General features: G+C 55.5%; 22 protein-coding genes, 3 tRNA genes and 1 other RNA gene. 22 read left to right on the top strand and 4 right to left on the bottom strand.

Translation table 11 applies throughout. The features are described 5' to 3' along the window. The first annotated feature begins 4 nt into the window (after nt 1–4). The 19 genes from sucA (at nt 5) to Q3V30_RS14920 (ending at nt 16354) form a co-directional block, all read left to right on the top strand. Nucleotides 5–2812, top strand: a complete 2808-nt coding sequence (sucA, locus tag Q3V30_RS15010) for a 2-oxoglutarate dehydrogenase E1 component (protein WP_306206934.1) — start codon at nt 5–7, stop codon at nt 2810–2812. A 14-nt stretch (nt 2813–2826) separates the two neighbouring features. Beyond that, nucleotides 2827–4056 (top strand): 2-oxoglutarate dehydrogenase complex dihydrolipoyllysine-residue succinyltransferase, encoded by a 1230-nt coding sequence (gene odhB / locus Q3V30_RS15005; RefSeq protein ID WP_306206932.1) that lies wholly within the window; start codon nt 2827–2829, stop codon nt 4054–4056. Nucleotides 4057–4162: 106 nt separating this feature from the next. Continuing rightward, nucleotides 4163–5329, top strand: coding sequence for an ADP-forming succinate--CoA ligase subunit beta (sucC, locus tag Q3V30_RS15000; protein ID WP_306206930.1), 1167 nt, complete (start codon nt 4163–4165; stop codon nt 5327–5329). Continuing rightward, nucleotides 5329–6201, top strand: a complete 873-nt coding sequence (gene sucD / locus Q3V30_RS14995) for a succinate--CoA ligase subunit alpha (RefSeq protein ID WP_306206929.1) — start codon at nt 5329–5331, stop codon at nt 6199–6201. Before sucC ends, sucD begins: the two co-directional genes overlap by 1 nt. Nucleotides 6202–6734: 533 nt before the next feature. After that, entirely contained in the window at nt 6735–8312 is a 1578-nt protein-coding gene (cydA, locus tag Q3V30_RS14990) for a cytochrome ubiquinol oxidase subunit I (RefSeq protein ID WP_306206927.1), read from the top strand. Beyond that, a complete protein-coding gene (cydB, locus tag Q3V30_RS14985) occupies nt 8309–9448 on the top strand; it encodes a cytochrome d ubiquinol oxidase subunit II (protein ID WP_306206925.1) in 1140 nt (379 codons plus the stop codon). Before cydA ends, cydB begins: the two co-directional genes overlap by 4 nt. 15 nt (nt 9449–9463) lie before the next feature. Then, entirely contained in the window at nt 9464–9568 is a 105-nt protein-coding gene (gene cydX, locus Q3V30_RS14980) for a cytochrome bd-I oxidase subunit CydX (protein WP_306206922.1), read from the top strand. After that, nucleotides 9568–9855, top strand: a complete 288-nt coding sequence (gene ybgE, locus Q3V30_RS14975; RefSeq protein ID WP_306206920.1) for a cyd operon protein YbgE — start codon at nt 9568–9570, stop codon at nt 9853–9855. Before cydX ends, ybgE begins: the two co-directional genes overlap by 1 nt. Before the next feature lie 216 nt (nt 9856–10071). Then, entirely contained in the window at nt 10072–10476 is a 405-nt protein-coding gene (gene ybgC / locus Q3V30_RS14970) for a tol-pal system-associated acyl-CoA thioesterase (RefSeq protein WP_306206918.1), read from the top strand. Nucleotides 10477–10481: 5 nt separating this feature from the next. Further along, nucleotides 10482–11159, top strand: coding sequence for a Tol-Pal system protein TolQ (tolQ, locus tag Q3V30_RS14965; protein WP_306206917.1), 678 nt, complete (start codon nt 10482–10484; stop codon nt 11157–11159). A gap of 15 nt (nt 11160–11174) precedes the next feature. Further along, a complete protein-coding gene (gene tolR / locus Q3V30_RS14960; RefSeq protein ID WP_306206915.1) occupies nt 11175–11606 on the top strand; it encodes a colicin uptake protein TolR in 432 nt (143 codons plus the stop codon). A 29-nt stretch (nt 11607–11635) separates the two neighbouring features. Further along, the gene (tolA, locus tag Q3V30_RS14955) at nt 11636–12895 is read left to right on the top strand and encodes a cell envelope integrity protein TolA (RefSeq protein ID WP_306206913.1); all 1260 of its coding nucleotides are present in this window, start codon (nt 11636–11638) and stop codon (nt 12893–12895) included. A 121-nt stretch (nt 12896–13016) separates the two neighbouring features. Further along, nucleotides 13017–14309 carry a Tol-Pal system beta propeller repeat protein TolB gene (gene tolB / locus Q3V30_RS14950; RefSeq protein ID WP_306206911.1) on the top strand — a complete coding sequence of 431 codons (1293 nt, stop codon included), beginning with the start codon at nt 13017–13019 and terminating at the stop codon, nt 14307–14309. A 44-nt stretch (nt 14310–14353) separates the two neighbouring features. Continuing rightward, entirely contained in the window at nt 14354–14875 is a 522-nt protein-coding gene (gene pal, locus Q3V30_RS14945; protein WP_306206909.1) for a peptidoglycan-associated lipoprotein Pal, read from the top strand. 9 nt (nt 14876–14884) lie between these two features. Further along, complete coding sequence (gene cpoB / locus Q3V30_RS14940; RefSeq protein ID WP_306206907.1) at nt 14885–15688, top strand: cell division protein CpoB; 804 nt, start codon at nt 14885–14887, stop codon at nt 15686–15688. A gap of 164 nt (nt 15689–15852) precedes the next feature. Next, nucleotides 15853–15928 (top strand) — tRNA-Lys (locus tag Q3V30_RS14935). A gap of 34 nt (nt 15929–15962) precedes the next feature. Next, nucleotides 15963–16038: transfer RNA gene (locus tag Q3V30_RS14930), tRNA-Lys, on the top strand. A gap of 13 nt (nt 16039–16051) precedes the next feature. Beyond that, a non-coding RNA gene (locus tag Q3V30_RS14925) (RtT sRNA) lies at nt 16052–16176 on the top strand. Nucleotides 16177–16278: 102 nt separating this feature from the next. Further along, nucleotides 16279–16354, top strand: a tRNA-Lys gene (locus tag Q3V30_RS14920). Between the two features lie 1208 nt (nt 16355–17562). On the opposite strand, the gene Q3V30_RS14915 is transcribed toward Q3V30_RS14920, so the two are convergent. Continuing rightward, nucleotides 17563–19029 carry a DNA-3-methyladenine glycosylase 2 family protein gene (locus Q3V30_RS14915; protein ID WP_306206905.1) on the bottom strand — a complete coding sequence of 489 codons (1467 nt, stop codon included), beginning with the start codon at nt 19027–19029 and terminating at the stop codon, nt 17563–17565. A gap of 177 nt (nt 19030–19206) precedes the next feature. Between Q3V30_RS14915 and Q3V30_RS14910 the strand changes: the two genes are divergently transcribed. The 3 genes from Q3V30_RS14910 (at nt 19207) to pnuC (ending at nt 21660) form a co-directional block, all read left to right on the top strand. Then, nucleotides 19207–19710, top strand: coding sequence for a methylated-DNA--[protein]-cysteine S-methyltransferase (locus Q3V30_RS14910; RefSeq protein WP_306206903.1), 504 nt, complete (start codon nt 19207–19209; stop codon nt 19708–19710). Nucleotides 19711–19865: 155 nt separating this feature from the next. Then, the gene (nadA, locus tag Q3V30_RS14905; RefSeq protein ID WP_306206901.1) at nt 19866–20909 is read left to right on the top strand and encodes a quinolinate synthase NadA; all 1044 of its coding nucleotides are present in this window, start codon (nt 19866–19868) and stop codon (nt 20907–20909) included. A gap of 34 nt (nt 20910–20943) precedes the next feature. Further along, a complete protein-coding gene (gene pnuC / locus Q3V30_RS14900; RefSeq protein ID WP_306206899.1) occupies nt 20944–21660 on the top strand; it encodes a nicotinamide riboside transporter PnuC in 717 nt (238 codons plus the stop codon). Between the two features lie 3 nt (nt 21661–21663). Here pnuC and zitB read toward each other — a convergent pair whose 3' ends face one another. From zitB to Q3V30_RS14885, 3 genes are read right to left on the bottom strand one after another with little or no spacing between them, the layout of a single operon-like run. Beyond that, a complete protein-coding gene (gene zitB, locus Q3V30_RS14895) occupies nt 21664–22599 on the bottom strand; it encodes a CDF family zinc transporter ZitB (protein ID WP_306206897.1) in 936 nt (311 codons plus the stop codon). Then, on the bottom strand, nt 22580–25699 hold the full coding sequence (locus Q3V30_RS14890) for an ATP-binding protein (protein WP_306206895.1): 3120 nt from the start codon (nt 25697–25699) through the stop codon (nt 22580–22582). Before Q3V30_RS14890 ends, zitB begins: the two co-directional genes overlap by 20 nt. Beyond that, the gene (locus Q3V30_RS14885; protein WP_306206893.1) at nt 25696–26283 is read right to left on the bottom strand and encodes a response regulator; all 588 of its coding nucleotides are present in this window, start codon (nt 26281–26283) and stop codon (nt 25696–25698) included. The genes Q3V30_RS14890 and Q3V30_RS14885 overlap by 4 nt, the downstream gene beginning before the upstream one ends. Between the last annotated feature and the right edge of the window lie 9 nt (nt 26284–26292).

The raw sequence follows: 26292 nt of genomic DNA, 5'->3' as shown, positions 1-26292 counted from the left end.
CACAATGCAGAACAGCGCGATGAAACCCTGGCTAGACTCCTCCTGGCTGGCCGGCGCGAACCAGACCTACATAGAGCAGCTCTATGAGGACTTTCTAACCGATCCTGACTCTGTTGACGTTGCCTGGAAATCGCTGTTTCAGCAGCTTCCAGGTGCTGGGGTTAGACCTGAACAATTCCACTCGAGCACCCGCGAGTACTTCCGCCGTCTGGCGAAAGATGCCACTCGCTACGCCTCATCCGTAAGCGATCCCGATACCAATGCCAAACAGGTTAAGGTGCTTCAGCTGATCAACGCCTTCCGTTTCCGCGGGCATCAGCTGGCTAACCTCGATCCGTTGGGCCTGTGGCAGCAGGAATCGGTGCCGGATCTCGATCCTGCCTTCCACGATCTCACCGAAGCAGATTTCCAGGAAACCTTCAACGTGGGCTCCTTTGCTTTCGGCAAGGACACCATGAAGCTGGCAGATCTCTATGCCTTGCTGAAGCAGACCTACTGTGGCTCGATTGGTGCTGAGTACATGCACATCACCAACACTGAAGAGAAACGCTGGATCCAGCAGCGTATTGAATCAGTGGCGGGGCAGGCTTCTTTCTCCACCGAAGAGAAAAAAGGCTTCCTGAAGCAGCTGACCGCAGCCGAAGGGCTGGAACGCTATCTGGGTGCGAAATTCCCGGGTGCCAAGCGTTTCTCGCTGGAAGGTGGCGATGCGCTGGTGCCGATGCTGAACGAAATGATCCGTCATGCGGGCAAAAGCGGAACGCGTGAAGTGGTTCTGGGCATGGCTCACCGTGGCCGCCTGAACGTGTTGATTAACGTTCTGGGCAAAAAGCCGCAGGATCTGTTCGACGAATTCGCCGGCAAGCATAAAGAGCACCTCGGCACGGGCGACGTGAAGTACCATATGGGCTTCTCTTCTGACGTGGAAACCGAAGGCGGCATGGTGCACCTGGCGCTGGCGTTTAACCCGTCACACCTTGAGATTGTCAGTCCGGTAGTGATGGGCTCCGTGCGCGCGCGTCTGGATCGTCTGGATGAACCGGTCAGCAATAAAGTTCTGCCGATTACTATCCACGGTGATGCCGCCGTGACCGGTCAGGGCGTGGTTCAGGAAACGCTGAACATGTCGCAGGCCCGCGGTTACCAGGTGGGTGGCACCGTTCGCATTGTGATCAACAACCAGGTTGGTTTCACCACCTCCAATCCTAAAGACGCCCGCTCAACGCAGTACTGTACCGATATCGGTAAAATGGTGCTGGCGCCTATTTTCCACGTGAATGCTGACGATCCGGAAGCGGTAGCTTTTGTTACGCGCCTGGCGTTGGATTTCCGTAACACCTTTAAACGCGACGTCTTTATTGACCTGGTCTGTTATCGCCGTCATGGCCATAACGAAGCGGATGAGCCAAGTGCGACTCAGCCAGTGATGTACCAGAAGATCAAAAAACACCCATCGCCGCGTAAGCTCTATGCCGACCGTCTGGAAAGAGAGCAGATTACCAGCCTGGAAGATGCCACGGAAATGGTCAATCTGTATCGTGACGCGCTGGATGCGGGCGAATGCGTGGTGCCGGAATGGCGTCCGATGAGCCTGCACTCCTTTACCTGGTCGCCTTACCTGAATCATGACTGGGACGAAAGCTACCCTTCAACGCTCGACCTGAAGCGGTTGCAGGAGCTGGCTAAACGTATCAGTACGGTGCCTGCAGAGATCGAAATGCAGTCTCGCGTGGCGAAAATCTACAACGATCGTGCCGAAATGGCGGCGGGTAACAAACCCTTCGACTGGGGCGCAGCGGAGAATCTCGCTTACGCCACGCTGGTTGATGAGGGCATTCCATGTCGTCTCTCCGGTGAAGATATGGGCCGCGGAACCTTCTTCCACCGTCACGCAGTGATCCATAACCAGGCTAACGGCTCTACCTACACCCCGCTGATGCATGTCCATAATGGACAGGGCACCTTCAAGGTCTGGGATTCCGTGCTCTCTGAAGAGGCTGTGCTGGCCTTTGAATATGGTTATGCCACTGCAGAGCCGCGCACCCTGACTATCTGGGAAGCGCAGTTTGGTGATTTCGCCAACGGCGCGCAGGTGGTTATCGATCAGTTCATCAGCTCTGGCGAGCAGAAATGGGGCCGTATGTGTGGCCTGGTGATGCTGCTGCCTCACGGCTATGAAGGGCAGGGACCGGAGCACTCCTCCGCGCGTCTGGAACGTTATCTGCAGCTTTGCGCCGAGCAGAACATGCAGGTTTGCGTCCCCTCCACGCCGGCTCAGGTTTACCACATGCTTCGCCGTCAGGCGCTGCGCGGTATGCGCCGTCCGCTGGTGGTGATGTCACCGAAATCGCTGCTGCGTCATCCGCTGGCAATCTCTTCGCTGGAAGAGCTGGCTAACGGCGGCTTCCAGCCAGCTATTGGTGAGATCGACGATCTCGACCCGAAAGGCGTGAAGCGCGTTGTGCTTTGCTCCGGCAAAGTCTATTACGACCTGCTGGAAAAACGCCGCAAAAACGAGCAAACCGATGTCGCGATTGTGCGTATCGAACAGCTGTATCCGTTCCCGCACAAAGCGGTACAGGATAAATTACAGCAGTATTCGCATGTGCATGATTTTGTCTGGTGCCAGGAAGAGCCGCTTAACCAGGGCGCATGGTACTGCAGTCAGCACCATTTCCGTGAAGTGGTGCCTTTCGGAGCTTCATTACGTTACGCCGGCCGTCCCGCCTCCGCTTCGCCGGCAGTTGGCTATATGTCCGTTCACCAGCAGCAGCAGCAAGACCTGGTAAATGACGCGCTGAACGTTAATTAATTAAAGGATCAATAATGAGTAGCGTAGATATTCTCGTTCCCGACCTGCCTGAATCCGTAGCCGATGCCACTGTGGCCACCTGGCATAAAAAAGCGGGTGATACCGTCCAGCGTGATGAAGTGCTGGTCGAGATCGAAACCGATAAAGTGATACTGGAAGTGCCTGCGTCAGCCGATGGCGTGCTGGAAGCGATTCTGGAAGATGAAGGCGCCACGGTGACTTCCCGTCAGGCGCTGGGTCGCCTGAAAGAGGGCAACAGCGGCGGTAAAGAGAGTTCTGCTAAAGCGGAAACCAACGACTCCACCCCGGCACAGCGTCAGAGCGCTTCCCTTGAGGAAGAGAGCAATGATGCCCTCAGCCCGGCTATTCGCCGTCTGATCGCTGAACACGGTCTGGATCCGGCCTCCATTAAAGGCACCGGTGTGGGTGGTCGTCTGACCCGTGAAGATGTGGAGAAGCATCTGGCACAGAAACCAGAAGCGAAAGCCGCCGACGCTAAAGCTCCTGCGGCAGCTCCGGCTGCTGCTGCACCAGCCCTGGCTGGTCGCAGCGAGAAGCGTGTGCCAATGACCCGCCTGCGTAAGCGCATTGCCGAGCGTCTGTTGGAAGCGAAAAACAGCACCGCTATGCTTACCACGTTTAACGAAGTCAACATGCAGCCGATCATGAACCTGCGTAAGCAGTACGGCGAAGCGTTCGAGAAACGTCATGGCGTGCGTCTGGGCTTCATGTCCTTCTACCTGAAAGCGGTCGTTGAGGCGCTGAAACGCTTCCCGGAAGTGAATGCTTCTATCGACGGTGAAGATGTGGTTTACCACAATTACTTTGATGTCAGCATCGCTGTTTCCACGCCGCGTGGCCTGGTGACCCCGGTTCTGAAAGATATTGATGCGCTGGGCATGGCGGACATTGAGAAGAAAATCAAAGAGCTGGCGGTCAAAGGCCGTGATGGCAAACTCACCGTTGATGAACTGACCGGCGGTAACTTCACCATTACCAACGGCGGCGTGTTCGGATCGCTGATGTCCACCCCGATCATCAACCCGCCGCAGAGCGCGATCCTCGGGATGCATGCGATCAAAGACCGCCCAATGGCGGTTAATGGTCAGGTGGTTATTCAGCCGATGATGTATCTGGCCCTCTCTTACGATCACCGTCTGATCGATGGAAAAGAGTCCGTCAGCTATCTGGTGGCGATTAAAGATCTGCTGGAAGATCCGTCAAGGCTGTTGCTGGACGTTTAATTCCTGTCGGGTGCGGCTCCGGCTGCACCCAACCTACTGTATGGCCGACACGCTGGCAGCTGCCAGATTCGGCCAGGATTTTTCCGACCTGAATGGATAGAACATCATGAACTTACACGAATATCAGGCAAAACAGCTGTTTGCACGGTATGGTTTACCGGCACCCACCGGTTATGCCTGCACCACACCACGTGAAGCTGAAGAAGCCGCCTCGAAGATTGGCGCCGGTCCGTGGGTAGTGAAATGTCAGGTTCATGCCGGAGGCCGCGGCAAAGCGGGCGGTGTGAAAGTGGTGAAGAGCAAGGAAGAGATCCGTGCTTTCGCCGAACACTGGCTGGGCAAACGCCTGACCACCTATCAGACTGATGCGCACGGCCAGCCGGTCAACCAGATTCTGGTTGAAGCTGCGACCGATATCGATAAAGAACTCTACCTGGGTGCTGTGGTTGACCGCGCATCCCGTCGCGTTGTCTTCATGGCTTCAACTGAAGGCGGCGTGGAAATTGAAAAAGTTGCGGAAGAGACCCCGCATCTGATCCACAAAATGGCGCTGGATCCGCTGACCGGTCCTCAGCCTTATCAGGGCCGTGAGCTGGCGTTCAAACTGGGTCTGACCGGTAAGCAGGTTGGCCAGTTCACCAAGATCTTTATGGGTCTGGCGAATCTGTTCCTGGAGCGCGATCTGGCGCTGGTCGAGATCAACCCGCTGGTGATCACGACTCAGGGCGATCTGATCTGCCTGGATGGCAAACTGGGTGCCGATGGCAATGCCCTGTTCCGCCAGCCAGAGCTGCGTGAAATGCGCGATCCAAGCCAGGAAGACTCCCGTGAAGCGCATGCTGCGCAGTGGGAACTCAACTACGTGGCGCTGGAAGGCAACATCGGTTGTATGGTTAACGGCGCAGGTCTGGCGATGGGCACCATGGACATCGTGAAGCTGAGCGGCGGCCAGCCAGCTAACTTCCTGGACGTTGGCGGCGGCGCAACCAAAGAGCGCGTGACCGAAGCTTTCAAAATCATCCTGTCTGACGACGCGGTGAAAGCGGTATTTGTGAACATCTTCGGCGGCATCGTACGCTGCGACCTGATTGCGGATGGCATCATCGGCGCGGTAGCAGAAGTGGGTGTTAACGTACCGGTTGTGGTGCGTTTGGAAGGAAACAACGCCGAGCTGGGCGCCCAGAAACTGGCCGACAGCGGATTAAATATCATTGCAGCAACCAGTCTGAGTGACGCGGCGCAGCGTGTTGTTGCTGCAGCGGAGGGGAAATAATGTCCATTTTGATTGATAAGAACACCAAAGTAATCTGCCAGGGCTTCACCGGTGGCCAGGGGACTTTCCACTCTGAGCAGGCGCTGGCCTATGGTACGCAGCTGGTTGGCGGTGTAACCCCGGGCAAAGGCGGCACCGAGCACCTGGGTCTGCCAGTGTTCAATACCGTGCGTGAAGCAGTAGAAGCTACCGGCGCTACTGCTTCGGTTATCTACGTTCCTGCACCGTTCTGCAAAGATGGCATTCTGGAAGCTATCGAAGCGGGTATCAAACTGATCATCACCATCACCGAAGGCATCCCGACCCTGGATATGCTGACCGTGAAGGTGAAGCTGGATGAAGCTGGCGTACGTATGATTGGTCCGAACTGCCCGGGTGTGATTACCCCAGGCGAGTGCAAAATCGGCATCATGCCTGGCCACATTCATCAGCCTGGCCGTATCGGTATCGTTTCCCGTTCCGGTACCCTGACCTATGAAGCCGTTAAGCAGACTACCGATATCGGTTACGGCCAGTCTACCTGCGTAGGTATTGGCGGTGACCCGATCCCGGGTTCTAACTTTATCGATATCCTGAAGCTGTTCCAGGACGATCCGCAGACCGAAGCGATCGTGATGATCGGTGAGATCGGTGGCAGTGCGGAAGAAGAGGCTGCGGCCTTTATCAAAGAGCATGTCACCAAGCCGGTAGTAGGCTATATTGCCGGTGTGACCGCGCCGAAAGGCAAGCGTATGGGTCACGCAGGCGCTATCATCGCAGGCGGCAAAGGCACGGCAGATGACAAATTTGCGGCGCTGGAAGCGGCTGGCGTGAAAACCGTTCGCAGCCTGGCTGATATTGGCGAGGCCGTGAAGGCTGTTCTGCCACAGTAAATCTGCTGCTGACAACAGAGCATACTGGCCACCGACGGGTGGCCTTTTTTTTGTCGGTTAAAAATCAACATCTGATATTATTTTTATATTTCATTCCCGCCATAAATTAATACAACGCATTAACAAATAAGCCCCTCTAGCATATTGCGACCCTGCGAAGCTTTAATTCAGATCAAGAAACTACGAGATATATCAATTGTTATCACTGGCTATAAAAAGCGTTTTTCGATTAAATTGTGCTGCATCAATACTGCCGTCTCACCCCTGTTTTGAACAAATTTGATCTGCGTAGCAAAAAAAGGATGCAGCTACATAAGGTGTTCTTTATCAGGATGATAAGACGCGGGTGTTGAGTATTTCCACTTGTCGACCTTATTTAACGTAATTGTTAAATATTAGCGCTTTATTCGATCTTACTGGTCGCTTATTTAGCGCTGCCGCGAACAGCATTCATAAAAAAAACAGAGTCCCGTTCCCGGCTCAGGGCCGCTCTTACTGTGTCATCCCCCTCAAGTGAGGAGCAAGGAGTCAAAATGTTGGATATTGTCGAACTGTCGCGCCTGCAGTTTGCTCTGACGGCTATGTACCATTTCCTGTTTGTCCCGCTAACGCTGGGTCTGGCGTTTTTACTGGCGATCATGGAAACGGTCTATGTGCTTTCAGGAAAGCAAATTTATAAGGATATGACCAAATTCTGGGGCAAGTTATTTGGAATTAACTTCGCGCTGGGCGTGGCCACCGGGCTGACCATGGAGTTCCAGTTCGGAACAAACTGGTCTTATTACTCACACTACGTCGGGGATATCTTTGGCGCGCCGCTCGCCATCGAAGGCCTGATGGCGTTCTTCCTCGAGTCGACCTTCGTTGGCCTGTTCTTCTTTGGCTGGGATCGCCTGGGCAAGGTGCAGCATATGGCGGTAACCTGGCTGGTGGCGCTGGGATCTAACCTCTCTGCGCTCTGGATCCTGGTGGCCAATGGCTGGATGCAGAATCCGGTCGCCTCGGAATTCAACTTCGAAACCATGCGCATGGAAATGGTCAGCTTCTCTGAGCTGGTGCTGAACCCTGTGGCTCAGGTGAAGTTCGTCCACACCGTGGCGGCGGGGTATACCTGCGGCGCGATGTTTATCCTGGGTATCAGCTCTTACTACCTGCTGCGCGGGCGTGATATGGCGTTTGCCAAACGCTCTTTTGCCATTGCGGCCAGCTTCGGCATGGCGGCCATCCTCTCCGTTATCGTGCTGGGCGATGAGTCCGGTTATGAGATTGGTGACGTACAGAAAACCAAGCTGGCAGCGATTGAAGCCGAATGGGAAACCCAGCCGGCACCGGCAGCCTTTACGCTGTTTGGTCTTCCGGACCAGGAAGCGCAGCAAAATAACTACGCGATCCAGATCCCCTGGGCGCTGGGGCTGATTGCCACCCGATCGGTGGACAAGCAGGTCACAGGCCTGAAAGAGCTGATGGGCCAGCATGAAGTGCGTATCCGTAACGGGATGAAAGCGTACAGCCTGCTGGAGCAGCTGCGTGCCGGTAATCAAGATCCTGCCTTACGTAGTGAATTCAACGAGGTGAAAAAAGATCTCGGTTATGGGCTGCTGCTGAAGCGCTATACGCCAAACGTTGCCGATGCCAGCGAAGCACAGATCAAACAGGCTACCAGAGACTCGATTCCACGCGTGGCGCCGCTCTATTTCTCCTTCCGCATCATGGTGGGCGCCGGGGTGCTGATGCTGCTGATTATCGGCTGCTCCTTCTGGACCGTTATCCGTAACCGCATCGGAAAAAGTACTTTCCTGCTCAAGTGCGCCCTGTATGGCATTCCTCTGCCGTGGATTGCCATTGAATCGGGCTGGTTTGTCGCGGAGTACGGTCGCCAGCCCTGGGCGATTGGGGAAGTGTTGCCGACGGCGGTGGCGAACTCCACGCTGACGCCGGGCGATGTGCTGTTTTCGATGATTCTGATTTGCGGGCTCTACACGCTGTTCCTGGTCGCCGAGATGTATCTGATGTTCAAATTTGCGCGCCTGGGGCCAAGCAGCCTGAAAACCGGCCGTTACCACTATGAACAATCTGCCGCCCATAACGTGCAGAGAGGAGTCCTTTCATGATCACTTATGAACTGTTGCGTTTTGTCTGGTGGGTTTTGATTGGCGTGCTGCTAATCGGCTTTGCCGTGGCGGACGGTTTTGATATGGGCGTAGGGATGCTAAGCCGCATCCTGGGGCGGACAGATACCGACCGCCGCATCATGATTAACAGTATTGCGCCGCACTGGGACGGTAACCAGGTCTGGCTAATCACCGCAGGTGGCGCGCTGTTTGCCGCTTGGCCTACGGTATATGCCGCCGCCTTCTCCGGCTTCTATGTGGCGATGATCCTGGTGCTGGCTTCACTCTTCTTCCGCCCCATCGGCTTCGATTACCGCTCAAAAATTGAAGATGTGCGCTGGCGCGGGACGTGGGACTGGGCGATCTTCATCGGCAGCTTTGTGCCGCCGCTGGTTATCGGCGTGGCGTTTGGCAACCTGCTGCAGGGCGTACCGTTCCATATGGATGAGTATCTGCGCCTGTTCTATACCGGTAACTTCTTCCAGCTGCTGAATCCGTTTGCGCTGCTGGCGGGTATTGTCAGCCTGACCATGATCCTGACGCAGGGCGCGACTTATCTGCAGATGCGTACGGTGGGCGAACTTCATGTCCGTTCCCGCACGGCGGCGCAGATCTCCGCACTGGTGATGCTGGTCTGCTTCGTGCTGGCGGGTATCTGGGTGGTGAACGGTATTGACGGTTACGTTGTGAATACCGTACTGGATCATAATGCGGCCTCTAACCCATTGGGCAAAGAGGTAACGCGCGAAGCGGGCGCCTGGCTGGTTAACTTCAACCAGAATCCGGTTCTGTGGGCTATTCCGGCGCTGGGCGTGGTATTGCCTCTGCTGACCATTCTCTGTTCGCGGCTGGAAAAGGGGGCATGGGCGTTTCTCTTCTCATCACTGACGCTGGCCTGCGTGATCCTGACCGCTGGCGTGGCGATGTTCCCGTTTATTATGCCATCCAGTACGGTGCCAGCCGCCAGCCTGACGATGTGGGACAGCACCTCCAGCCTGCTGACGCTGAAAATCATGACCGTGGCGGCGATCGTTTTTGTGCCGCTTATTCTGGCTTACACAACCTGGTGTTACTACAAGATGTTCGGTCGCCTGACCAGAGAGCAGATTGAAACCAACACCCATTCTCTCTATTAATTGAGGAGCTGAACAATGTGGTATTTTGCCTGGATCCTCGGCACGTTACTGGCCTGTGCATTTGGCGTGATCACCGCGCTGGCCCTTGAACATATCGAAGAGAACGAAGGAAAACCGTAATGGGGGAGGGGCGCCTCTACCAGTGGATGGATAAGAGCCCGTTGCGGGCTCTCTCCCTGCTGATGGCACTACTGCTGGCGGGATGTATGTTCTGGGATCCGACACGGTTTGCTGCGAACAGCAGTTCGCTGGCGATCTGGCAGGGTTTACTGATGATGTGGGCGGTCTGTACCGGGGTGATCCACGGTGTGGGCTTTCGCCCCCGGCGCCTGCTCTGGCAAACGTTTTTCTCGCCGCTTCCGGCCTGGTGTGTACTTATTGCCGGGCTGTTCTTCTTCTTTTTATGACGCGCAGCAGGTGGAGGCCTTCTCCGCCTGCGCTTTAATACCAACAGAAACCTGTTTTTGCGTGGGTTTTTGTCAATAAACGTCTAAGAATTATCCTTAATCTCGCTGGTTTGTTTCCAAAAGATAATTATTTTCTTTCCCCTCTGGCAATCCATTCCAAAGGCGTATGCTCTTGCGTATAGTAGCAACGTTTAAAAAGCATTACCGGGATGTAGAGTGAGTACAACGCTGTTTCGATGGCCGGTCCGTGTCTATTACGAAGATACCGATGCCGGTGGTGTGGTTTACCACGCCAGCTATGTCGCTTTTTATGAACGGGCACGAACTGAAATGCTGCGCCAGCACCATTTCAACCAACAGGCTCTGCTGGAACAGCAGGTCGCGTTTGTCGTGCGTCGGATCACGGTCGATTACCTTGCGGCTGCTCGCCTTGACGATCTACTTGAGGTGCAGTGTGAGGTGCTCAGCATGACCAGAACGACGATGACTTTCGCACAACGAATTGTGAATGCAGAAGGACGGACGCTGAATGAAGCGGAAGTGCTGATCGCCTGCATCAATCCACATCTAATGAAGCCCATTGCGCTTCCCAAGTCTATTGTCGCGGAGTTCAAGCAGTGACTGACATGAACATTCTTGATTTGTTCCTGAAGGCGAGCCTTCTGGTCAAACTTATCATGTTGATTTTGATTGGTTTTTCTATCGCCTCATGGGCAATCATTATTCAACGCTCGCGCATCCTGAATGCCGCCGGGCGTGATGCTGACGCCTTTGAAGACAAGTTCTGGTCCGGGATCGAACTGTCGCGTTTGTATCAGGAAAGCCAGGCGCGCCGCGATGAGCTGGGAGGCTCTGAACAAATTTTCTATGCGGGCTTTAAAGAGTTCGCTCGCCTGCATCGCGCCAATAACCACGCGCCGGAAGCGGTAGTGGAGGGCGCAACGCGCGCCATGCGCATCTCGATGAACCGTGAGCTGGAAGCGTTGGAAAACCATATTCCTTTCCTGGGCACCGTCGGCTCTATCAGTCCCTATATCGGGCTCTTTGGCACCGTGTGGGGCATCATGCACGCCTTTATCGCGCTGGGCGCGGTGAAGCAGGCCACGCTGCAGATGGTGGCGCCGGGTATTGCGGAAGCGCTGATTGCCACAGCAATCGGTCTTTTCGCGGCGATCCCTGCCGTTATGGCTTACAACCGCCTGAATCAGCGGGTCAATAAGCTGGAACAGAATTACGATAACTTTATGGAAGAGTTCACGGCTATTCTGCATCGTCAGGCGTTCTCCAGCGAGAACACCAAGTAAGAGCTGAGGTTACGCATGGCCAGAAGGCGTGGTCGCGGCGGACGCCGTGACATGAAGTCCGAGATCAACATCGTTCCCCTGCTTGACGTGCTGCTGGTGCTGCTGCTGATTTTTATGGCAACCGCACCGATCATCACTCAGAGCGTGGAAGTAGATCTGCCGGATGCAACAGATTCAAAAACTGTCTCCAGCGACGATAATCCGCCTGTGATTGTAGAAGTGGTGGGCGTTGGGCAGTACAGCCTGGTGGTCGATCACGACCGGATGGAGCAGCTGCCGCCTGAACAGGTAGTGGCCGAAGCTCAGCGCCGTATTCAGGCGAATCCGAAGACCGTGTTCCTGATCGGCGGGGCTAAAGAGGTGCCTTACGATGAGATCATCAAGGCGCTGAACTTGCTGCATCAGGCAGGCGTTAAGTCTGTTGGATTAATGACGCAGCCGATTTAATTCATTCGAACCGTTTTTGGGAACCGAGAGTGTCGAAGGCAACCGAGCAAGACGATAAGTTAAAACGCGCCATCATCTTTTCAGTGATCCTGCATATCATCTTGATTGGGTTACTGATCTGGAGCTCGTTTGACGAACACATCGACGCCAGCAGCGGCGGTGGCGGTGGCGATATCGATGCCGTCATGGTCGATCCTGGCGCGATCGTTGATCAATACAATCGGCAGCAGAACCAGCAGAGCGACAGCAAACGCGCCGAGCAGCAGCGTAAAAAGCAGGCTCAGCAGCAGGCCGAAGAGCTTCAGCAGAAGCAGGCCGCCGAGCAGCAGCGTCTGAAAGAGATAGAGAAAGAGCGTCTGCAGGCGCAGCAGGATGCGAAGCAGCAGGCCGCCGAGCAGAAAAAAGCGCAGGAAGCGGCGAAGCAGGCTCAACAGGAACAGAAACAGGCTGAAGCGGCGGCTGCCAAAGCGAAAGCCGATGCCAAAGCTGAGGCGGATGCTCAGGCGAAATCTGCGGCAGAAGCGCAGAAGAAAGCGGAAGCTGAAGCGAAACAGGCCGCGGCGGATGCCCAGAAAAAAGCGGAAGCAGAGGCGAAAAAAGTCGCTGCGGAAGCGAAAAAGCAGGCTGACTCTGAAGCGAAGCAGGCTGCTGCCGAGGCGGCAAAGGTAAAAGCTGCCGCAGACGCGAAGGCGAAAGCCACAGCAGAGGCGAAGGCCAAGGCTGCCGAAGAGGCGAAAGCCGCTGAGGAAGCGAAAGAGACCGCAGCGAAGGAAGCGAAAGAGAAAGCGGCTGAAGCAGCGAAAGCCAAAGCAGATGCTGCAGCAAAAGCGAAAGCCGATGCCGCCGCCAAAGCGAAGGCCGCAGCCGACGCCAGGAAAAAAGCCGCTGCAGAAGCTGCTAAAGAAACCAGCGATGTTGACGATTTACTGGGTGGGCTCAGCTCGGGCAAAAATGCGCCTAAGCAGGGCAAAGCCGGTGGCGCCGCAGCAGGGCAGGGGAATCAGAAAAAAGCGGGTGCTTCCGGGGCGGCAATTGACAGCTACCTGGGGCAGGTGCGGGGCGCGATTGAGAGCAAGTTTTATGATTCGGATACTTTCAAGGGCAGAACCTGTGATGTTCGCATCAAACTGGCACCCGATGGCTTGTTAATCTCTGCTGTTCCGGCAGGGGGCGATCCGGCACTCTGTCAGGCAGCGATAAACGCAGCCCGTTTGGCGCGGATCCCGAAACCGCCCAGCGCTGATGTTTATCAGGCGGTTAAAGATGTCACGCTGGGATTCAAGCCTTAAGAATTCGGTAACATCCGGCAGGTTGAACTAAGGTCAACTTGCCATACTCTATAAATGCACTATTGATTCGCTGGAACACTGCTAATTATCGTGGACATTGCGTTCAGGTAAGGGAGAAAAGATGAAGCAGGCATTTCGTGTAGCACTAAGTTTTTTACTGCTGTTTGTCGCCGTGGCGCATGCAGAAGTCCGTATTGAAATTACGCAGGGCGTCAACACCGCGCGTCCTATCGGGGTCGTGCCGTTTAAATGGAATGGTCCGGGTGCCGCACCTGAAGATATCGGCGGTATCGTTGCGGCGGATCTGCGCAACAGCGGTAAATTTAACCCGCTGGATCGCTCCCGTCTGCCGCAGCAGCCGACTACTGCCGCTGAAGTGCAGCCTGCTGCATGGACCGCGTTAGGTATCGACGCGGTGGTTGTGGGTCAGGTTCAGCCTGGTGCCGATGGCAGCTATCTGGTTTCTTACCAGCTGGTAGACACCTCGGGTAATCCGGGTGCTATCCTGGCGCAGAACCAGTACAAGGTGACCAAACAGTGGTTGCGCTATGCGGGTCATACCGCCAGCGACGAAGCCTTTGAGAAGCTGACCGGCATTAAGGGCGCGTTCCGCACCCGTATCGCCTACGTCGTGCAGACCAACGGCGGCCAGTTCCCATATGAACTGCGTGTATCGGACTATGATGGCTACAACCAGAATACCATCCACCGTTCACCACAGCCGCTGATGTCTCCGGCCTGGTCTAAAGATGGCAGCAAGCTCGCTTATGTGACCTTTGAAAGCGGCAAATCGGCGCTGGTTATTCAGACGCTGGCAAACGGCGCGATCAGGCAGGTTGCTTCCTTCCCACGTCACAACGGTGCGCCTTCATTCTCACCGGACGGGACCAAGCTGGCCTTCGCTTTATCGAAAACAGGCAGCCTGAATCTCTACGTGATGGACCTGGGTTCTGGTCAAATCCGTCAGCTGACCGATGGCCGTTACAACAGTACCGAACCGACCTGGTTCCCGGACAGCCAGAGCCTGGCCTACACCTCCGATCAGGCTGGTCGTCCACAAATCTATAAAATCAGTGCTGCTGGCGGTACGCCACAACGCCTGACCTGGGAAGGTTCTCAGAATCAGGATGCTGATGTCAGCTCTGACGGTAAATCAATGGTGATGATCAGCTCCAATGGCGGAGCTCAGCACGTCGCCAGACAGGATCTGGAAACGGGAGCCGTTCAACAATTAACGGACACGTTCCTGGATGAAACGCCAAGCCTCGCGCCAAACGGCACCATGGTAATCTACAGCTCTACTCAGGGGATGGGATCCATATTGCAGTTGGTTTCGACTGATGGGCGGTTCAAAGCGCGTCTTCCGGCAACTGATGGACAGGTAAAATCGCCTGCCTGGTCGCCGTATCTGTGATGCATGTGTAAATATGTATGGCAAACAATAATAGGATTGTAGAAATGCAACTGAACAAAGTGCTGAAAGGCTTAATGCTGGCACTGCCAGTAATCGCAGTGGCTGCTTGTAGCTCACACAAAAATAACAATAATGACCAGACTAGCGGTATGGGCGACGGCTCTGCAAACGGCAGCATGGGCATGAACAGCGGTAACATGTCATCTGACGAGCAGGCTCGCCTGCAGATGCAGGAACTGCAGAAAAACAACATCGTTTACTTCGGCCTGGACAAATATGACATCCAGTCTGAGTTTGCTCAGATGCTGGATGCTCACGCAACTTTCCTGCGTAACAACCCATCATACAAAGTGACCGTAGAAGGTCATGCGGATGAGCGCGGTACACCAGAATACAACATCGCCCTGGGCGAACGTCGTGCTTCTGCTGTTAAAATGTACCTGCAGGGCAAAGGTGTTTCTGCTGACCAGATCTCTATCGTTTCTTACGGTAAAGAGAAGCCAGCTGTACTGGGTCATGACGAATCAGCGTACGCTAAAAACCGTCGTGCCGTACTGGTATACTAAGAGAATCACATGATTAGTAACTTCAGACTTCACTTGTTGAGTCTGTCGTTACTGGTTGGCGTAGCGGCCCCCTGGGCCGCTAATGCCCAGGCGTCAATCAGTAACGTTGGCTCAGGCTCGGTCGAAGACCGCGTCACGACTCTTGAGCGTATTTCTAATGCTCAGGGGCAACTTCTTCAGCAACTTCAGCAACAGCTCTCCGACACACAGCGCGATATCGACTCTCTCCGCGGACAAATTCAGGAAAATCAGTATCAGCTGAATCAGGTCACTGAGCGGCAGAAAAATCTTTATCAGCAGATCGATACGTTGAGTAGCGGTGCCGCCGCTCAGGGCGCCTCTGGTGCTGCTGCAGCGGCTTCTGCGGGGGCAACTGCGGATAATGCCGCAGAGGGTAACAACGCAGCGTCAGGAGCTTCTGCGGCACCTGTACAGAGCGGTGATGCCAATACGGATTACAATGCAGCCGTTGCGCTGGTTCTGGAGAAGAAACAGAACGAGCAGGCCATCACGGCTTTTCAGGCTTTTGTGAAGAAATACCCCGATTCCACTTATCAGCCCAACGCCAATTACTGGTTGGGACAGTTGAATTACAACAAAGGCAAGAAAGATGACGCGGCGTATTATTTCGCCACCGTGGTCAAGAACTACCCGAAGTCACCTAAGAGCGCTGACGCGTTATATAAAGTTGGGGTGATCATGCAGGAGAAGGGCGATACCGCGAAAGCCAAAGCCGTTTACCAGCAGGTGTCCAAACTTTATCCAAACACCGATGCTGCGAAAAATGCTGCAAAACGGGCGGCGGCGCTGTAAGTGCCACGCTTTGACCAGATATCGTCGTATTTGTGGTCTTTGCGGACGAAAGGTAGTCAGTTGAACAGGTTATCTGAAAATAGTGGTTGCGCTGAATCGGTAAATCAGTAATATATGCCGCCGTTGCCGGGACATATGTTAAAACGTTTTCGCAGCGCAAAAGTGGGTCGTTAGCTCAGTTGGTAGAGCAGTTGACTTTTAATCAATTGGTCGCAGGTTCGAATCCTGCACGACCCACCACTTTAAAAGCAGTACAGCAGTAACCGCTCGATGCGGGTCGTTAGCTCAGTTGGTAGAGCAGTTGACTTTTAATCAATTGGTCGCAGGTTCGAATCCTGCACGACCCACCACTTTGAAAGCAGTATACGGTATCAGGCGTGAAGGATTTGAACCTGCAGCAGGTTCGAGTAGAGCAAAGCGAAACAACGTTGCTGGTTGCAACGGGCCGAAGGCCGAGGCGTAGCCGAGTTATCCTGCACGACCCACCACTATCTAAGTGGTAGTTGTAAAGCGTCAGAGATTTGAGCCGCAGGTTCAGATTGTCCAAAGCGTCTTTCAGCAAGCATTAAGCAGAGTGTTACCGCGAAAGCGGGTCGTTAGCTCAGTTGGTAGAGCAGTTGACTTTTAATCAATTGGTCGCAGGTTCGAATCCTGCACGACCCACCAGTGTAGAAAGGCGCCCTAAAGGCGCCTTTTTGCTGTCTGCGATTTATGGTTTTTCTTTGTCTTACAGCTGTTGCATGGATTGAAGGCCTGTTGCCTGAAATACTGATAGTCGGTGCGACATACAGGATCCTGAACTGAAAAGCCTGCTGTCTGAAAGGGCAGGTAGCCTGGTCAGGGAGAGGGGGCTGAACACAAAAACGCCGTGAAATCATCCCTGATGGCTGCGAAGCGGCGTCCATGCCGCTTAGCTTTTGCTTATCAGCCCCCTCTCCCTTCCCCTGAGCGTTAGCGTTGCCTGTTAAAGAAAACCAAACCAACTTCTAAATCTAAACTCCGTAGCAAATCTGGTTTTGACCTGTGTAAACGCTCAACCAATTAACGACGCAGAATTTTTGCTGTCTGCGATTTATAGCTTTCCAATACAGGCTTGATGTTACATTTTCAAAAGCATGTCGCCTGAAGGGCCGGTAGTCTGGTCAGGGAGAGGGGGCTGAACACAAAAACGCCGTGAAATCATCCCTGATGGCTGCGAAGCGGCGTCCATGCCGCTTAGCTTTTGCTTATCAGCCCCCTCTCCCTTCCCGTTAGCGTTAGTGTTGCCTGTCAGAGAAAACCAAACCAACTTCCAAATCCGAATCCAGCAGCAAATCTGGTTTTGACCTGTGTGAGCACTGAACTCACCGACAACGCCGAATTTCCTGGGTGGCGCCATAGGGCACGTTAGCCGAGTGTATGCCGCATGGATGCGGCATCCAAGCCTACATGGATGTATTTACGGCGTTTCGGATAACGTGCCCTATGGTGACGCCTTTGCACCGCACCTAGTTTTGACCTGTGTGACTATCATACTCACCGGCAAAGCCGAAGATGGCGGGTGGGCCGCACTTGGTTTTGACCTGTGTGAGCACTGAACTCACCGACAACGCCGAATTTCCTGGGTGGCACCATAGGGCACATTAGCCGAGTGTATGCCGCAGGGATGTGGCATCCAGGCTTGCGCTAATGCTGTCCCGATAGCTGGTTTAATATTCTGCACTACGGCGTCTCGGATAACGTGCCCTATGGTGACGCCTTTGCACCGCACCTGGTTTTGACCTGTGTGAGCATCATACTCACCGGCAAAGCCGAACATGGCGGGTGGCCCCACAGCCGGTTTTCACCTGTGCGACCACGATGCTAACCGGTGTCGCCTTTCTCCCGCCCCCGATTCAGCTCTTAACCTTAGCCGGCGCCAGATTTTTCCAGATATGCATCACCGCATAGCTGCGCCACGGACGCCAGGCTTGTGATAACCGTTCCGCCTCTCTGGCCGTCACGCCGCCCAGATTCTTCCTTATCACGATATCGCCATGCGGGAAGGCATCAGGCCAGCGAAGCGCACGCATAGCAATATAGTGCGCCGTCCACTCGCCAATACCGGGCTGAGCCATCAGCCTGACGATAGCCTGTTCAGGATGCGTAGTGGCATCCAGCCTGAGATCCCCGCTTTCACACGCTGTCGCCAGCGCTATCAGCGTCCGGGCACGGGCACTGACAATCCCCAGGCTGGCTACCTCATCAAGCGTTGCCGCAGCCACTCTGCCTGCCAGCGGTGTAAGCTGGTTTAGCTCCGGGAAGGGAGTCTGGATCGGCTCACCAAAAGCCTCCGCAAAACGGCCACCAATCGTGGTGGCAGCTTTGACCGTGATCTGCTGCCCCAGAATAGCCCTGACGACCATCTCAAAAGCGTCAAAGGCGCCCGGCACTCGCAATCCCGCATCTTTGATCAGACTCTCCCGCAGCAAAGGCTCCTGCTCAAGATGGGCAGCTATCCGATCGGGATGGGCGTCCAGGTCAAACAAATTCCGCAAACGCCTGAGTAATACAGGCAGCACAGGCGTAAGGGAGTGGGTGAACTCGACGCTCAACCCCGACTTCGCAGGCTGTTGAGTTACCCGAATCCAGCCCGTATGCCCTCCCAGACGCACGGTACGCGTATAACTCTGCCTGTCCACACTCTCCACCCCTTTTAACGCACGCAGGCTCAGGAAGGAGAGCAGGGCGGTCCAGTTATAGGGTGGCCGATAGCTCAGCAGCAAAGTAGAGGTTTCACTATTGATCATATGACCCGCCTCGCTTGCCGCTTTTCTTAATCGCGTAGGCGGCATGCGGTACTGACGATTAAACACCTCGTTAAAACGGCGCAGGCTGGCAAAGCCGCTGGCATAGGCCACTTCCGTTACCGGCAACATCGTCTCGGTTAACAGTTGCTTGGCCAGCAGCAGACGACGGGTCTGCTTCAGTTCCAGAGGCGAAACGCCCAACTCCTTGTGCACAATGCGCCGCAGCTGCCTGAGACTCAGCGAAAATTGCGCGGCAATTTCTTCAAGACTGTCGATATCTTCAATCAGCCCCTCCTCGATGCGCTGGACCAGCAAATCCGCTACGCGGTGGCTGTTGTCTACCGGGGCGTTACCGGGTGCAAGTTCAGGACGGCAGCGCAGACAGGGACGAAAAGCGGCTTTCTCCGCGGCTTCGGCGCTGTCAAAAAACAGGCAGTTTTCCTGACGCGGTGGTTTCACCGGGCAGATTGGCCGGCAATAAATGCCGGTAGAAGTCACGCCGACAAAAAACACCCCGTCGAAACGCGCATCTCTTGAGGTCATGGCCCGGTAAGCTATCTCTGTATCAATCATAAACGAGTTCCGTCATGTTGGCTTCAGGGCAGAGTAGGGGCAATCAGAGCGCTGCGCTAGCCGTTTTCGGACATCTTCTTATCTGAGTTTACTGTCCGAAAACGGCTAGCTTAAGCCTGGCGTTCAGCGATAATAGAGCCTGTCCCTGAAACAGGGTGTGACAGAGGGAGAAAACGAATGAGCTATTTCTATAAATTGATGCCTTCGCCCGTGGGCGTACTGACGCTGATAGCCAGCGACCGGGGCGTGGCCGCTATTCTGTGGGAAAATGAAAACCCCAATCGTGTCAGGCAGATGGCCACCGAAGAAAATCCATCGCATCCGATACTGCTGGAAACAGAGCGCCAACTGAAAGAGTATTTTGCCGGTGAACGCACCACCTTTACCGTTACGCTCGATTTTGTCGGAACCGAATTCCAGAAAAAAGTCTGGCAGGCGCTGGTGGCTATTCCCTTTGGCGAAACGCGCAGCTATGGGGAAATTGCCCGCCAAATCGGCCATCCTAAAGCTGTGCGGGCGGTAGGGGCGGCAAACGGCAAAAATCCTATCTCTATTATTGCTCCCTGCCACCGTGTTATCGGATCAAACGGTAAGCTGACGGGCTTTGCTGGCGGCCTGGAGGCCAAAGCCTTCCTGCTCAATATTGAAGTCAGGCAGCCTGGCAATTTCGTTCTTAAGTGATCGCCATCACATCCCGTCATCGTCCTGAAAATTTCAGCGACACAGGCGACTATTTCCGCTATCGTGTTTAGCATATAAAACAAACCAGCCACTGGCTGGCGTGGAAAAGCAAATTTCCGCTAATTTGGTTAAGTTGAAAAAACGAGAGTCGCGATATGAGCCTGATGTTCGATCCGGAAACTGCCATCTATCCTTTCCCGCCCAAGCCTGCCCGTTTATCGGGCGAGGATAAGCAGTTTTACCGGGAGAAAATCAAGCGGCTGCTGAAAGAGCGCAACGCAGTCATGGTCGCGCACTACTACACCGACCCGGAAATTCAGGCGCTGGCGGAAGAGACCGGCGGATGCGTAGCGGACTCCCTGGAGATGGCGCGCTTCGGCAGCCAGCATGCTGCCACGACGTTGCTGGTGGCTGGCGTGCGGTTTATGGGCGAGACGGCTAAAATCCTCAGCCCGGAAAAAACCATCCTGATGCCCACCCTGCAGGCGGAATGCTCGCTGGATCTCGGCTGCCCAATCGAAGAGTTCAACCGTTTTTGTGATGCGCACCCTGACCGCACGGTAGTGGTTTACGCGAACACCTCAGCGGCAGTAAAAGCGCGCGCGGACTGGGTTGTCACCTCCAGCATCGCTGTGGATCTGATTGAACATCTGGACAGCCTGGGCGAGAAAATTATCTGGGCGCCGGACCGCCATCTCGGGCAATACGTCACGCGGCAGACCGGTGCCGATATTCTCTGCTGGCAGGGCGCCTGTATCGTGCACGATGAGTTTAAAACTCAGGCGCTGCAGCGCATGAAGGCGCTCTACCCGGATGCGGCGGTGCTGGTTCATCCGGAGTCGCCGCAGGCGATTGTGGATCTGGCTGATGCGGTAGGCTCCACCAGCCAGCTGATCCAGGCGGCCAAAACGCTTCCTCATCCGCAAATGATCGTGGCGACCGATCGCGGCATCTTCTACAAAATGCAGCAGGCGTGCCCGGAGAAAGAGTTGCTGGAAGCGCCGACGGCCGGTGAGGGTGCCACCTGTCGCACCTGCGCCCACTGTCCGTGGATGGCAATGAACGGGCTGAAGGCGATTGCCGAAGGTCTTGAACAGGGCGGCAGCGAGCACGAAATCCAGGTGGATGCCGGGCTGCGCGAAGGGGCGTTGATCCCGCTGAATCGTATGTTAACCTTTGCAGCAAGTTTAAAGGGGTAACTCCTGACCCTCTTGATCAGGAAAAGGTGCCAATATGGATTTTTTTAGCACGCATAATATTTTGGTTCATATACCTGTCGGCGCTGGCGGTTACGATCTCTCCTGGATTGAGGCCATCGGCACCGTGGCGGGCCTGCTCTGTATCTGGCTGGCCAGCCTGGAAAAGATCATTAACTACGCCTTCGGCCTGATTAACGTCACCCTGTTTGCGGTGATTTTCTTCCAGATCCAGCTCTACGCCAGCCTGCTGTTACAGGTGTTCTTTTTTGTCGCCAATATCTACGGCTGGTATGCCTGGAGCAGACAGACGGCAGACAATCAGCACGTGCTGCAGATCCGGTGGATGACGCTGCCGAAAGCGTTGGGCTGGGCAGCGGTGTGTGTGGTGGCGATCGCGCTGATGACGCTCTATATCAACCCGGTCTTCGCCTGGCTCACCCAGATAGCGGTAGCGGTCATGCAGGGCATGGGGCTGACCGTGACGATGCCAGAACTGCAGCCGGACGCCTTCCCGTTCTGGGACTCCTGCCTGATGGTGTTGTCGATTGTGGCGATGATCCTGATGACGCGGAAATATGTGGAGAACTGGCTGCTGTGGGTGGTGATCAACGTCATCAGCGTGATGATTTTTGCCCGCCAGGGCGTCTATGCGATGTCGCTGGAGTACGCCATCCTGACGCTGATCGCCCTGAACGGCTGCTGGCTGTGGATTAAAAGCGCCCGCGAACAGGGTTCACGAGCGCTCTCCTGAGGTCTAATGATGATGGTGGGCATGAGCATGATCGTGCCCGCCGCTTCCCCAGCTCAACTCGCAGTCGCCATCTGCACATCCCTGATATTCCATCTGCACCGTGGCATGCTCTATCTGATAATGCTCATGCAGCCAGTGATGAATTTTGTGCAGCAGCGCATCATGATCGTATGGCGGAATAACGTGGACATGCAGCGTCATTACCGGCTTCTCCCCAACCTGCCATAAATGGATATGGTGCACGTTACGAATTTCCGGGAGACCGAGCGTCAGCGCCCGCTTCAGCTTATCCGCATCCAGCGACGCTGGCGCCCCCTCCAGCAGCTCATGAAAACTCTCTTTCATCAGTGCCCATGCGCTGCGCAACACCAGTAAAGAGACCAGAATCGATAAGATCGGGTCAACAGGCGTCCAGCCGGTGTACATGATGATCAGCGCGGCGACAATCGCCCCGACCGAGCCCAGCAAATCGCCTAAAACATGCAGCGCCGCTGCCCGCACGTTGAGGTTCTTCTCTTCGCTCCCGCGATGCAACAGCCAGAATGAGAGCAAATTAGCCAGTAAGCCCGCGACAGCGATGCCCAGCATAAAGCCGCCAGCAATGGGTTCGGGATGCATAAAACGGATCGCCGCTTCCCAGACAATCAGCACGGTGATGATCACCAGCGCTATTGCGTTGATAAATGCCGCCAGCGTGGTCAGCCGGAGCAGGCCAAAGGTATGGCGGGCGTTCGGCTTACGTTGGGCAAACTGAACCGCCAGCAGCGCCATTAACAGGGCGGCGGCATCGGTCAGCATATGACCAGCATCTGCCAGCAGGGCCAGAGAGCCGGAGAGCAGGCCACCAGCCACTTCTGCCACCATAAACAGCGCGGTGACGATAAAAGCAGCCAGCAGGCGGGAACGGTTACCTGTTCCTTCAGAGTGGGTGTGCGCCATAAGATTCCAGTTCAGTGAGTAGACTTTCCGTTAATGATATCAATAAATTCAGATCGGCAGCAGTTTGTTCCCCTGCACGACACTGCTCAATAATGCGCTGGCACAGGTTTTCGCCGTCGCCATAGCCTAACATCTGCCAGCTTCCTTTCAGGCGGTGAGCCGCTTTTTCAGCGTTATCCCAGGCGTGTTCAGCCAGCGCCGACTTCAGCCTGTCGCTATCCTCACGCATTGTGCGCTGAAGCGTTTCGCGGATTTTGCCGAAAAAGAGGCGATCCTCGCCAGCCAGCGTCCAGAGTCGTTCCTCCAGCCCGGCCATCGACTGAGCAGCCAGGATCGGCTCAATTTCATGCAGCGTAACGGGTTTAAGCAATACCTTATCGCTTACCGCCACTATGGCAGGACGGGCGAGAACGTCAGCATCGGCAGAACAGATCACGATGCGGCTACGCTGCGATCGCAGACGTTCGCGACGGCGCAGGATCTTTGCCACCGTCAGGCCATCGGGCTGCGGCATGCTGAAATCGATAAAGAGCAGGTCATAGTGTTGCTGCGCGGCCAGCAGCGCCCGGCCATCAGGAAAGCACTCTGCTGCAATACCAAACCAGGCAAGCTGCTGCTGCATCACCAGCAGATTGGTGGGATGGTCATCCACAATCGCTACTCTGAGCGGGCTGAGAGGCCGACTAAAGGAAGCGGCGGGCAGCGGTTCTTCGGGGATCCGATCTGCCGTAATCGTTTGCAGAGGAAGGATAACCGTCAGCGTCGTACCGCGCCCTGGCGCAGAGTCGAGCTGGATCTCTCCCGCCATACGGGCCACAATCTCTTTGCAGATTGAAAGCCCCAGGCCGCTGCCCTGTACCGAGAGCTGACGACCGGAAGGGGTCTGATACCAGGGTTCAAACAGCTTAGCTTGCTCAGCCGCCGGGATGCCGCTGCCCGTGTCGATCACCTTCAGGCAGAGATGCTGATGCGCCTCATCTGCTGCAAGCGTAACGCGTATCTCGCCCTGGCGAGTGAATTTAATGGCGTTACCGATCAGATTATAGGCAATCTGCTGCAACCGCTGCTCGTCAATCAGGATCCATGCCGGTAAGGGTGGTACGGCTTCGACGCGGAAAACCGGGCCGTCAGGCCGCATCAGAGGATGATAAAAATCCGCAAGACGGTTCAGCCATCTGGCCGGATCCAGCGGCTGTGGCACCAGAGTAAAGCTGTTGCTTTCCAGCTTGGCGTGATCCTGAAGATCGTTCAGCAGCGTCATCAGGGCGGAGGCGCTGCTGTGGATCACCGTGAGATTTTTCGCTGCAGGCTGGCGTGAGACCTCCACTTCCAGCAGACCCAGAATCGCCTGCATGGGCGTGCGCAGCTCATGGCTGACCGTAGCGAGAAACTGGCTTTTCATCTGATTAGCCCGTTCGGCTTCTTCGCGCTCCAGCTCCAGCTGCCGTCGCTGTCTCCGCTCCCGGCGCTGCTCCAGATAACGGCGCAGCAGCAGGATTAACAGAAAAAGAATGGCAAACAGCGCGGCTATCAGCACAAACAGGGAGACGGGCCGCATCTGACTCTCGCCGCTCTCCGCCAGCACCGTACTGTTACTGCTCCAGTTTTCCCGCATACGCTGCTGGGTGTCGGCAGGAATTTGCTGCAGGCTGCTGTTCAGCAGGGTTCTTAAAAGGGGGAAGTCAGGGCTGACGCCAAGCGTGATGGGCCAGGCGGTATCGCTGGCGGCGAAAGCGAGACGCAGCGTATTGCTGTAGCGGGACTGGATCAGCCAGCGGGCAGAGATAACGTTATCCACCAGCGCATTGATTTGCCCGTTAGCCAGCGCATCGTACAGCGTTTTGCTCTCCTCAAACGTGACAACGTTGACCCCGGCAGGGATCAGCTGCCGGGCAATATCACCCCGCCGGATACCGACGCTCAATCCTTTAAGCTGCTGCCAGCCGGTCACGGGTTGTGACATCTGACCCACGTAGACACCCCAGAGCGCACGCCAGATCGGCAGTGTATTGGTACGCATGGCATCGTCACTGGTCAGCGGCAGGGTAAGCTGGATCATCGCCCGCTCCTGGTCAACCAGCGCCTGCGCCTGTTCAGCATTGCTTACCCACCAGGGCTGGAAGCGCAGCCCGGTGTTCTGCCCGATAATATTCAGCAGCTCGATGCTGTAACCGCTGGGCTGGCCGCCGGGACCGCGGTAGCTCCAGGGGTAATCATCGCTGATGGCGGCATAGGTAACCACCGGATGCTGTTCTGTCCAGCTGCGCTCCATCGGAGATAAGTGGGCAGTATTGGTGTCCTGGTAGCGGGGAAGCTGGCTGCTCCAGCGGCCCTGGATACCGTTAACAACCTCCATGGGTAGCTGACGGAAAGCGGTGTCGATGCGGTCAGTGAGCGGCTGGCTGGTGGTGACGGCCTGCAAACGCAGCTCACCCGGATTGAGTGGCGATGCAAGCTGGTAAATCTGACCCTGTTGCAGCTGGCTCAGCAAAAAACCGGCGCTGGTTTCATCCGCAACCACATAGTCGCTTTGATTATTGAGCAGGGCATAAAGCGCCTGCAGATCGTTGTCCACGACTTTCCAGTGGTGCTTTCTGGCGAAGTCAGGAGAAATAAGCCTTAGCGTGGCGCGGCTGACGGTAATCTGCGCATCTGCCGAGTTAAACATCACCGGTCGAAGGTTATCGCGACTGCGGTAGATGCGCAGCGGGCTGCTAAACCAGGGCTGCGTTGCGCTCAGCCCTGGCGGGAGCGTTTGCTGCGGGACGCCGAAAACGATATCCAGCTTCCCCTTCTGTAAAGCCTGCAGCAGAGCTGGCCAGTCAGCATAACTCTCAACCTGAAACTTCATGCCGGTAGTCTGCGTCAGCGCCACCAGATAATCGGCGTTAATCCCATAGAGATCCTGACCCACCACCATATTCCAGGGGGTGCTGTTATCCCGCAGGATCCCCACGCGCAGGATCTTCTCCTGCCAGTGCGCCGGCTGCTCCAGCGGCATCATCTCCGGTGGCAGCGTGACGCTGCTGACAGGGCGTAACGCCGCCTCAGCGGTCAGGCAACACAGCATAAGCAACAGAGAGAGAGCCAGACCTTTCACTGCTGGGATTTCCAGAATCCAGCCAGCTCCACCACCGAACTTGCCCCGGTTTTATCCATGATGTTCTTTTTATGGGTGCTGACCGTTTTATTACTGATATTGAGCTGCGCGGCAATTTGCAGGTTAGAGAGGCCTTTTGCCAGCAGTCCGAGGATTTGCTGCTCTTTACTGGTCAACACGCTGGTCGTGACGTCACCGGAGCTGGCGGGGAAAGCCTGCTGGCCACCAAGTACGGCCAGAATAGCGGAGAGGAGCTGCACCATTGGCTGACGCTTGGCGACATAGCCGGTAGCGCCTGCGGCTTCAGCCAGACGTTGATAAAGGCGCTCTTCCTGGGCGGAATAAACGATCACCGGCAGCGCCGGAAAGTGGCGGCGGATATATTTCAGCAGCTGCAGGCCGTCGCCGTCAGGCAGACCAATATCCAGAACCACCACATCCACCTTCTGTGCCGACAGCACCTCCCTGGCACGGTTTTCCTCTTCTACAGCTAACAGATGAAAGGGAACAGGAGCGCGCGACAGGGCTGCTTCAAGTGCAACCTGCACCAGCGGATGATCGTCTATCAGCAGTAGCGTAACCATGGATTTATC

Source organism: Erwinia pyri (assembly GCF_030758455.1).
Taxonomy (GTDB): Bacteria; Pseudomonadota; Gammaproteobacteria; order Enterobacterales; family Enterobacteriaceae; genus Erwinia; species Erwinia pyri.
This window is presented reverse-complemented; position numbering and strand designations above follow the sequence as displayed.

Coding starts and splice junctions, on each gene's coding strand:
- sucA (WP_306206934.1), top strand. CDS start 5: ATGCAGAACAGCGCGATGAAACCCTGGCTAGACTCCTCCTGGCTGGCC.
- odhB (WP_306206932.1), top strand. CDS start 2,827: ATGAGTAGCGTAGATATTCTCGTTCCCGACCTGCCTGAATCCGTAGCC.
- sucC (WP_306206930.1), top strand. CDS start 4,163: ATGAACTTACACGAATATCAGGCAAAACAGCTGTTTGCACGGTATGGT.
- sucD (WP_306206929.1), top strand. CDS start 5,329: ATGTCCATTTTGATTGATAAGAACACCAAAGTAATCTGCCAGGGCTTC.
- cydA (WP_306206927.1), top strand. CDS start 6,735: ATGTTGGATATTGTCGAACTGTCGCGCCTGCAGTTTGCTCTGACGGCT.
- cydB (WP_306206925.1), top strand. CDS start 8,309: ATGATCACTTATGAACTGTTGCGTTTTGTCTGGTGGGTTTTGATTGGC.
- cydX (WP_306206922.1), top strand. CDS start 9,464: ATGTGGTATTTTGCCTGGATCCTCGGCACGTTACTGGCCTGTGCATTT.
- ybgE (WP_306206920.1), top strand. CDS start 9,568: ATGGGGGAGGGGCGCCTCTACCAGTGGATGGATAAGAGCCCGTTGCGG.
- tolQ (WP_306206917.1), top strand. CDS start 10,482: ATGAACATTCTTGATTTGTTCCTGAAGGCGAGCCTTCTGGTCAAACTT.
- tolR (WP_306206915.1), top strand. CDS start 11,175: ATGGCCAGAAGGCGTGGTCGCGGCGGACGCCGTGACATGAAGTCCGAG.
- tolB (WP_306206911.1), top strand. CDS start 13,017: ATGAAGCAGGCATTTCGTGTAGCACTAAGTTTTTTACTGCTGTTTGTC.
- pal (WP_306206909.1), top strand. CDS start 14,354: ATGCAACTGAACAAAGTGCTGAAAGGCTTAATGCTGGCACTGCCAGTA.
- cpoB (WP_306206907.1), top strand. CDS start 14,885: ATGATTAGTAACTTCAGACTTCACTTGTTGAGTCTGTCGTTACTGGTT.
- Q3V30_RS14915 (WP_306206905.1), bottom strand. CDS start 19,029: ATGATTGATACAGAGATAGCTTACCGGGCCATGACCTCAAGAGATGCG.
- Q3V30_RS14910 (WP_306206903.1), top strand. CDS start 19,207: ATGAGCTATTTCTATAAATTGATGCCTTCGCCCGTGGGCGTACTGACG.
- nadA (WP_306206901.1), top strand. CDS start 19,866: ATGAGCCTGATGTTCGATCCGGAAACTGCCATCTATCCTTTCCCGCCC.
- pnuC (WP_306206899.1), top strand. CDS start 20,944: ATGGATTTTTTTAGCACGCATAATATTTTGGTTCATATACCTGTCGGC.
- zitB (WP_306206897.1), bottom strand. CDS start 22,599: ATGGCGCACACCCACTCTGAAGGAACAGGTAACCGTTCCCGCCTGCTG.
- Q3V30_RS14885 (WP_306206893.1), bottom strand. CDS start 26,283: ATGGTTACGCTACTGCTGATAGACGATCATCCGCTGGTGCAGGTTGCA.